8 protein-coding genes are annotated in these 6,776 nt (G+C 67.7%); 3 read left to right on the top strand and 5 right to left on the bottom strand.

What is annotated here, in order from left to right; genetic code table 11:
- Window positions 1-1,023: hypothetical protein (locus VFW71_11740; protein ID HEU5003434.1), on the top strand; the 1,023-nt coding region annotated here is incomplete at its 5' end.
- Window positions 1,020-1,583 (top strand): redoxin domain-containing protein, encoded by a 564-nt coding sequence (locus tag VFW71_11735; GenBank protein HEU5003433.1) that lies wholly within the window; start codon window positions 1,020-1,022, stop codon window positions 1,581-1,583. The genes VFW71_11740 and VFW71_11735, both read left to right, overlap by 4 nt.
- Window positions 1,584-1,743: 160 nt before the next feature.
- Here the strand turns inward: VFW71_11735 and VFW71_11730 are convergent, their stop codons facing one another.
- Together VFW71_11730 and VFW71_11725 are read right to left on the bottom strand one after the other, a co-directional pair.
- Window positions 1,744-2,109 carry a hypothetical protein gene (locus tag VFW71_11730; GenBank protein HEU5003432.1) on the bottom strand — a complete coding sequence of 122 codons (366 nt, stop codon included), beginning with the start codon at window positions 2,107-2,109 and terminating at the stop codon, window positions 1,744-1,746.
- 14 nt (window positions 2,110-2,123) lie between these two features.
- Window positions 2,124-2,567, bottom strand: coding sequence for an endonuclease domain-containing protein (locus VFW71_11725; GenBank protein ID HEU5003431.1), 444 nt, complete (start codon window positions 2,565-2,567; stop codon window positions 2,124-2,126).
- A 107-nt stretch (window positions 2,568-2,674) separates the two neighbouring features.
- Between VFW71_11725 and VFW71_11720 the strand changes: the two genes are divergently transcribed.
- Entirely contained in the window at window positions 2,675-2,908 is a 234-nt protein-coding gene (locus VFW71_11720) for a hypothetical protein (GenBank protein ID HEU5003430.1), read from the top strand.
- Between the two features lie 173 nt (window positions 2,909-3,081).
- Here the strand turns inward: VFW71_11720 and VFW71_11715 are convergent, their stop codons facing one another.
- The 3 genes from VFW71_11715 to arc all read right to left on the bottom strand — a co-directional run bounded on the left by VFW71_11715 (window position 3,082) and on the right by arc (window position 6,755).
- Window positions 3,082-3,276 carry a ubiquitin-like protein Pup gene (locus tag VFW71_11715; GenBank protein HEU5003429.1) on the bottom strand — a complete coding sequence of 65 codons (195 nt, stop codon included), beginning with the start codon at window positions 3,274-3,276 and terminating at the stop codon, window positions 3,082-3,084.
- A gap of 93 nt (window positions 3,277-3,369) precedes the next feature.
- Window positions 3,370-4,875: a depupylase/deamidase Dop gene (gene dop, locus VFW71_11710; GenBank protein ID HEU5003428.1), complete on the bottom strand. Its 1,506-nt coding sequence runs from the start codon at window positions 4,873-4,875 to the stop codon at window positions 3,370-3,372.
- A gap of 125 nt (window positions 4,876-5,000) precedes the next feature.
- Window positions 5,001-6,755, bottom strand: coding sequence for a proteasome ATPase (gene arc, locus VFW71_11705; GenBank protein ID HEU5003427.1), 1,755 nt, complete (start codon window positions 6,753-6,755; stop codon window positions 5,001-5,003).
- Window positions 6,756-6,776: the final 21 nt, after the last annotated feature.

Genomic DNA, 6,776 nt, shown 5'->3' with positions numbered 1-6,776 from the left:
ATCGGCAATGCCGTGGTCCCCTTCTACGGAGCCGACGCCGGCGGTGCCCTCACCGCGCTGCTCAAGGACCACATCATGATCGCAGTCGGCATCGTCGCCGCGTCGATCGAGGATGACGAGGAGGCGGCCACGACCGAGCTGAAGCGGTGGGACGACAATGCCGCCGAAATCGCCGCCCTCCTGTCCGGTGCTAACCCGAACTGGCCGGAGGACGCAGTCAACGACCTGCTGGCCCAGCACCTCTCGCTCACCAAGAACGAGCTCCTGGCCCGGCTCAATGGGGAGTGGGACGACGACATCGCCGCCTTCGACGACATCTTCACCGAGATCCTGACCGTGGCCTCGGTCCTGGCCGATGGCCTCGTGGCGCAGTTCCCCGAGCGCTTCTCCCCCGACAGCAACGCCGCCTCGCTGGAGGCCGCCATGCGCCGGCTGTGGGCTGACCACGTCATCTGGACCCGGCAGTACATCGTCTCCGCGGTGGCGGGGAGGCCGGATGCCGATGCGGCCGCCGGGCGCCTGCTGCGCAACCAGGAGGACATCGGCAATGCGGCGGCGGGCTTCTACGGGGATGAGGCTGGAGCGGCCCTCACCGGGCTCCTCAAGGACCACATCATGATCGCCGTGGACCTGGTGGCTGCCGCCAAGGCGGGCGACACCCGGGCGTTCAAGCGCCACGACCGCCGCTGGGACGCCAACGCCGACGAGATCGCCGCCTTCCTCGCCGGGGCCAACCCCAACTGGCCAGAGGATGCGGTCCGCGACCTGCTCGGCCAGCATCTGGCCCTGACCAAGGGTGAGGCGGTGGCCCGGCTGGAGGAGAACTGGGCCAACGATGTCACCGCCTTCGACGACATCCTCACCGAGATCGTGACGATGGCCGACGCCCTGTCAGCGGGGCTGGTCGCCCAGTTCCCCGAGAAGTTCGACGGCAGCGCGGCCGAGGCTGGGGCGCCGGCGGCCAACGGCACAGCATCCGACGGAGCGAAGCTCCACTTCGCCTCGTCGTTCGGTGAGCGATGAACACCCACCTGGCGACCCCCGCCACGCTCGAATCGTCGACCCTTGCACTGGGGGACGTCGCTCCCCCGTGGGCGGGCCTCCGCGGCGCCTCGGGGGAGGTGGCCCTCGAGCGCTTCGCTGAGGCCGACCTGCTGGCCCTGGTCTTCACCGGGAACGGCTGCCCCACCGCCAAGGCGATCGAGCCCCGGCTGATGGCCCTGCAGGCCGCCTACCGGGACCGGGGTCTGCAGGTGGTGGCCATCAATGCCAACAACCCGTACCTGTCCCCGCCGGACACCTACCAGCAGGTCGTCCGGCGGGCGGCAGAGACGGGCCTGCCCTACCCGTACCTGAAGGACGAGACCGGCGCCACCGCCCGGGCCTACGGCGCGCCGGTCACGCCCTACGTGCTGCTCTTCGACCGGCAACGGCGCCTCCGCTACCGGGGCCGCATCGACGATGCCCGGATGCCCGAGCGGGTGACCCGTCGCGATCTCGAAGAGGCGGTGAAGGATCTGTTGGCGGGCCGCGAGGTCCAGGTGCCGGAGACCCAGCCCTTCGGCTGCGCCATCGTGTGGTGACGTAGCGACTAGTCGACCGTCGCTACGCCGCTGAGGGATTCGGGCGGCGGGCGGCGGGGCTCGCTGGCGAGGCGGAGCACCGGGAGCGCTTAGTTCGGCGCGTTGGCAGTGTGAACCCGCCGTCTCGTGCGGTGACCGGGTTCCGAAGGGCCGGCCCTCGTCATTCTTCGGCAGACTCCCAGAAGAAGCCTCCGTCGGCGCACGGTGGTCCATAGCCGTCGATCAGTTCTGTGGCGATCCGGCTCACGCCCGATCCGCCCGGGGTGAGCAACCAGGCGACGAAGAGGGAGTCGGGGGGCATCGCGTACGCCGACCAGCAGGGGGCATGGGGATGGTCCCGCCACCCGGCAGTGCGCAGATTGTCAGCGTAGCCGACGTCGATCACTGAATACTGGCTCGGCCCGGACTCCCGGCCGAGGAGGACGGCGAAGACACCGGCGCTGTCCGGTGGTTGCCAGCTGCGCAGGGGGGCCGGCCCTTGAAAGGAGAAGCCCGTGCGGACGCCGAGGCGGATCACGGGGGCCATTTTCCCAGGCTTCCTCAGAGGAGGCGCCCCGGGGCCGCGGGCGGATCCCTCCTGAGGTAGGCGATCGCCTCCCGGAGGACGTCGCGGTCGTCGTTGGCCTTGCCGAGCCCCCGGTTGCACGAGAAGCACAGGATGCCCCGCAGGGCCCCGGTGGCGTGGTTGTGGTCCACGTGGTCGGGATCGGGGGCGCCACAGATGGCGCACACGCCGCCCTGGCGGCGCACCCGCTCGGCCACCTCCGCGTTGTCGATGCCGTAGCGCAGCTTGCGCTGGAAGTTGGCGTTGCCGCCGTACAGGCGCTGGGCATTGCGCCGCATGATCTCGTTGTGGCATGGCTTGCAGTACGTCGCCCGGCCATCTTTCCGCGACCTGTTGCTGGGGAACTCATCGAGTGCCTTGACCCGGCGGCACGCCGGGCACCGCTTCGTCGAGTAGTCCGGAGGCGGGATCAGTTCCATCGGTCCAGGTACTCGATGGCCTTCGTCAACAGCATGGGAGACTCGCGGAAGGCCGAGAGCGTTCCGTTGCAGCCGTCACACAGGATGCCCCGAACGACGCCGCTGGCGTGATCGTGATCTACCTGCACTGCGGGCTGTCGCCGGCAAATGGCGCAGAGCCCGCCTTGAGCCTCGATGATGACCTGTACTTCGGCCGGCTCGATGCCGTATCGGCCCCGCAGGTGGTACCGCCGGGCGCCGCCATTGCGGGCGACGGACTCCTTACCCTTGGCATTGTGGCAGGGCCTGCAGTAGAACGCCCGGCCATCCGGGCTCCGCTTATTGCGGCAGAACGCTTCTAGGGGCTTGGTCTCGCCGCACGCAGGACACCGCTTGGAACCCGAGTGCGCCTCGCCGATGGAACACATGATCGTTCCACTGTAGCGAGGGGGTGTGACAAAAAACCCGGCGAATCGACTTGGTCTAAAAGTTTAGTGACTCTAGATCTAGAGTCGGCCCGAATCGGACAACTAGGTCACTGGCCGCCTTTTTGTACATATGACCTTACAAACTCTTCGGCATTTTCTTCTAGTACGTCATCTATTTCATCGAGTAGCTTGTCTATAGCTTCTGTATCTTTTGTCTCAGTTTTGGGAGGTGCCTCGACGGCAGCCTCCTCCTCGGACGGCTTGCGCTTGGTCCGCTTCTGCTCGCCACCGGCTGTCGTCATATCGGCATCACCTCACAGATCATTGTAGGGCCGCACGGCTCGGGAAAGCTGTACCAGGACTACGGAAAGCGTGAGAAAGCGCTCAGGCGAGGATCAACCTTGGAGGCGCTCCAGGAGCTCGGCGGCGGTCTCGACGCTACCGAAGAGTCCGGACGTCATCGCCTTCGTCCCCCGGAGCGGCTCCAGCATCGGCACCTTCTGCAGGGCATGGCGGCCCACGTCGAACACGATGCCATCCCAGGACGCCGTGGCGATCTGGGGCGAGAACCGGCGCAGGGCCTGGCCCCGGAACCAGGCCCGGGTGTCGATCGGGGGTTCGGCGACCGCCTGCACAATGGCCTCGTCGGTGACCAGGCGCTCCATCCGGCCCTGCTCCACCAGCTTGTAGTACAGGCTCTTGTCCGGCCGCACGTCGTGGTACTGCAGGTCGATCAGGGCCAGCTTCGGGTCGTCCCAGTCCAGCGCCCGGCGGTCCTGGTACGCCTCGATCAGGCCCAGCTTGGCCACCCAGTCCAGCTGGCGGTCGGCCACCCGGGGATCGGCCTCCAGGGCCACCAGGATCTGCTCCCACCGGGTCAGGATCTCGGCGGTGACCGGGTCCTCGCCCCGCTCGGCGGCGTACTTGCGCGCCCAGTCGTAGAACTCCCACTGCAGGTCCACCGCCCGGATGGACCTGCCGTCCGACATGGCGACGGTGGCCCGCAGCGTGGGATCGGCCGAGACCGCCCGCAGGGCGGGCACCGGCTCGGCCAGGCTGAGGTCGGCGGCGATGAAGTCGTCCTCGATCATCTTCAGCACCAGCGCTGTGGTCCCCGCCTTCAGGTAGGTGGCCACCTCGCTCATGTTGGCGTCGCCGATGATCACGTGGAGCCGGCGGTACTTCTCCGGGTCGGCGTGGGGCTCGTCCCGGGTGTTGATGATGGGCCGCTTGAACGTGGTCTCCAGGCCCACTTCGACCTCGAAGAAGTCGGCTCGCTGGGAGAGCTGGAAGGCGATCTGGCGCCGGGAGCCCGACCCCTCCGCCCCCACCTTGCCCGCCCCGGTGTAGATCTGCCGGGTCACCAGGTGGGCGGTGAGCGTGCGGACGATCGAGGGGAAGGGCGTCGCCCGCGACACGAGGTAGTTCTCGTGGCACCCGTAGGAGTTTCCCTTGCCGTCGGAGTTGTTCTTGTACACCACGATGCTCTGGTGGTTGCCCAGCACCCGGCGGGCGGCCCGCATGCTCTGCAGCAGGATCCGCTCCCCCGCCTTGTCGTGCACCACGAGGTCGCGGGGGTTCGTGCACTCGGGGGTCGAGTACTCGGGATGGGCGTGGTCCACGTAGTAGCGGGCGCCGTTGTCGAGGATGACCGACACCAGGCCCCCCTCGTCCTCCGCCGGGTCGAGGCCGGGGCGCTCGAACCCTCGGGCGTCGCGCAGGGGCGACTCCTCGTCGTAGTCCCAGCGGACAGTGCGCAGCCGGGGCGAGGTGTAGGAGTTGATCAGGACCGTCGAGGCGTGGATGGGGTTGTGGTCCTCGATGCCGCCCGACTGGTCCCGGCTCCCCCGGACGATGATCCCGTATTCGGTTTCGATCCCCATGACCTTTGGGATCGCCACACGAACCCCCCTTCCCGGCACTGACCGCAGGCCCGGACACGCGGGCGCTGGGTGAGCCCGCGTCTCGGGCCTCAGAATCGGGACGTCCCGGCAATGCTAGCAGGACGGTTGTACAAAGGCGTGCTTTACAAGTATTGCCCCGTTTGCAGACTCTCGATCGAGCGGCGCTCCGCTTTCTTGCTCTCGCCCACCAGGGTGCGCACGTAGACGATGCGCTCCCCCTTCTTGCCCGAGATCTTCGCCCAGTCGTCCGGGTTCGTGGTGTTGGGCAGATCCTCGTTCTCCCGGTACTCCTGGGTGATCGACTCGAGCAGATCCTCGGTCTTCAGCCCGCGCTGGCCTTCGGCGATCAGCCGCTTGATGGCCAGCTTCTTGGCCCGCCGGACGATGTTCTCCAACATTGCCCCCGAGGCGAAGTCCTTGAAGTACAGGACCTCCTTGTCGCCGTTGGCGTACGTCACCTCGAGGAACTCGTTGGCGTCGCCCACGCTGTACATGTGGGCAACGGTGATGGCGATCATGCCCCGGATCGTGGCTGCCAGGTCGCCGCCGCACGCCTCGATCTCAGAGCTGTGGATGGGGACCTCGGGGGTCAGGTACTTGGCGCAGATGGCGGCCGCGGCGCCCTCATCCGGCCGCTCGATCTTGATCTTCACGTCCAGGCGCCCCGGGCGCAGGATGGCGGGGTCGATGAGGTCCTCCCGGTTGGAGGCCCCGATGACGATCACGTTCTTGAGCGATTCCACTCCGTCGATCTCCGAGAGCAGCTGGGGGACGATCGTGGTCTCGATATCGCTCGAGATGCCCGATCCACGGGTGCGGAACAGCGACTCCATCTCGTCGAAGAACACGATGACCGGCACACCCTCCTGCGACTTCTCCTTGGCCCGCTGGAAGATCAGCCGGATCTGGCGCTCGGTCTCCCCGACGTACTTGTTCAGCAACTCCGGGCCCTTCACGTTCAGGAAGTAGGCCCGCACGTCCTTGCCCGTGATCTCCTGCGAGCGCTTGGCCAGCGAGTTGGCCACCGCTTTGGCGATCAGGGTCTTGCCGCACCCGGGCGGACCGTAGAGCAGCACGCCCTTGGGCGGGGTCAGCTGGTGGTCGGCGAACAGGTCGGCGTGGATGAAGGGCAGCTCGACGGCGTCGCGCAGCGCCTCGATCTGGGTGTCCAGGCCCCCGATGTGCTCGTAGGAGATGTCGGGCACCTCCTCGAGGATCAGCTCCTCCACCTCGGGCTTGGGCAGCTTCTCCAGGATGTAGCCGGACTTGGGGTCCATGAGCAGCGAGTCGCCCGCCCGGAGGATGGCGGTGCGCAGCGGCTCGGCCAGCTGCACGACCCGCTCCTCGTCGGCGTGCGAGATCACGATCGCCCGCTGGTCCTCAATGAGCTCCTTGAGCGAGACGACCTCGCCCTGGATCTCGAAGCCGCACGCCGCGATGACGTTGAGCGCCTCGTTGACCAGGACCTCCTGACCCTTGGTGAGGCTGCGGGCGTCCACCTCGGCTGCCGCCCGGACCCGCAGTTTGCGGCCCCCGGTGAACACGTCCAGGGTGCCGTCCTCGTGGCCAGCGAGGAACACGCCGTAGCCGAGGGGGGGCGCCGTCAGCTTCTCGATCTCCTCGCGCAGGGCGACGATCTGCTCGCGCGCCTGGCGCAGCAGCTCGGTCATGCGCTCGGACTGCTCCCGGGACTTGGACAGCTCGGCCCGGGTCTCCAACAGGTGGGCCTCGAGCTCCCGGATGCGGATGGGGGCGTCGGCCAGCTTGGCCCGCAGGGCTCCCGACTCCTCCTCGAGGACCTTCACCGTCATCTGCAACTCGCCCACCTCCCGCTCGTACTCGGCGAGGCGGCGGTCGAACTCAGGCTGACGAGGCATACCCACTCCTGGCTGCGATGC

The organism is Actinomycetota bacterium (assembly GCA_035765775.1).
In the GTDB taxonomy this organism is placed as follows: Bacteria; Actinomycetota; CADDZG01; order JAHWKV01; family JAOPZY01; genus DASTWV01.
The sequence above is the reverse complement of the archived record's forward strand: the minus strand, read 5'-3'. Positions and strand labels throughout refer to the sequence as shown.